The 1,018-nt window shown below is 22.6% G+C and carries 3 protein-coding genes; all 3 read right to left on the reverse strand.

What is annotated here, in order from left to right:
* Nucleotides 1-271, reverse strand: a 271-nt coding sequence (locus GBZ86_RS16210) for a hypothetical protein (protein WP_152892381.1), incomplete at its 3' end; no start/stop codon positions are given.
* A gap of 36 nt (nt 272-307) precedes the next feature.
* Nucleotides 308-544, reverse strand: coding sequence for a pilin (locus tag GBZ86_RS16215; RefSeq protein ID WP_152892383.1), 237 nt, complete (start codon nt 542-544; stop codon nt 308-310).
* Between the two features lie 54 nt (nt 545-598).
* A complete protein-coding gene (locus tag GBZ86_RS16220; protein WP_152892385.1) occupies nt 599-988 on the reverse strand; it encodes a hypothetical protein in 390 nt (129 codons plus the stop codon).
* Nucleotides 989-1,018 lie beyond the last annotated feature (30 nt).

Consider the following 1,018-nt stretch of genomic DNA (forward strand, 5'->3'; position numbering starts at 1 on the left):
ATTTAATAATATATAAAAAATTTAATGAACTTCCTAATATGCTGAATTCCTTTATACTTTCATCAAACAATCCAGTTAATGCATTTAAAGAGCCTACCATTAAATTCATCAATAAAGTAATTATTAAAAATATAAACAACAAGCTTTTTATAATAAACTTGTTGTTTATAATTTTTTTAGTTAATTTGAGTTCTTGATTAGGATTTCTTTTTAAATCCTTTAATTCTGAATTTATACTACTTTTAAATTCTTTAAATTTATTTTTAAACAATTTATTCACCTGCTTTAATCAAGAAAATATTATATTTTAAAAGGTAATTTTACTTTGTAAAAAATTAGCTATAGCACTAGCACCTAAAATAACCACTAAACCTATGGCGCCACCTATATACCAAGGTTTAGCCTTTCTAATGCCTTCTGCACCACCAAATATATGAAGTATTCCTCCAAAAGCAAAAGCTAATCCCGCTGATGGAACACCTAATATTTGTAACCATCTTATAACCTCATTCATTAATTCTCTAATTTGTTGAATAACATCCATATTTATTCCTCCATTTTTCTTTAAAAATTTATATAAAAAAAGTCCTTAAGTTTCTTAGCTTATTGACTTATATTCAGAATTTATTTTTAATTTTATTTCTTCTGCTACAGTTATAATAAAATCTGGAACTTTAATATTAGATTCATTAATATAAAGTTTATATACTAAACTATCCTTATTTATATTTTTATAATCTATATTATCTAATGCCTTTTTCATTCTTCTATGTGTTGTAACATAAGTTGTACCCAAATGCTTTGCTATTTCTTTTATTATTTTATTTTTTTGAATAATAAAATCTTTATCATCTAAAATAGTTAAAATTATTCCTTCTTTTATCATATGAAATCCTAAATCAGAAGGTAAAATATATTGTAATAAAAAATTGCTAACTTGCGTTTCCAAATCTAATTGAATATTATTTAAAACTAATTTTCTTTCCATTTTTTCTCCTTATAATGAACTTTTCAACAT

Source organism: Clostridium tarantellae (assembly GCF_009295725.1).
GTDB classification, from domain to species: Bacteria; Bacillota; Clostridia; order Clostridiales; family Clostridiaceae; genus Sarcina; species Sarcina tarantellae.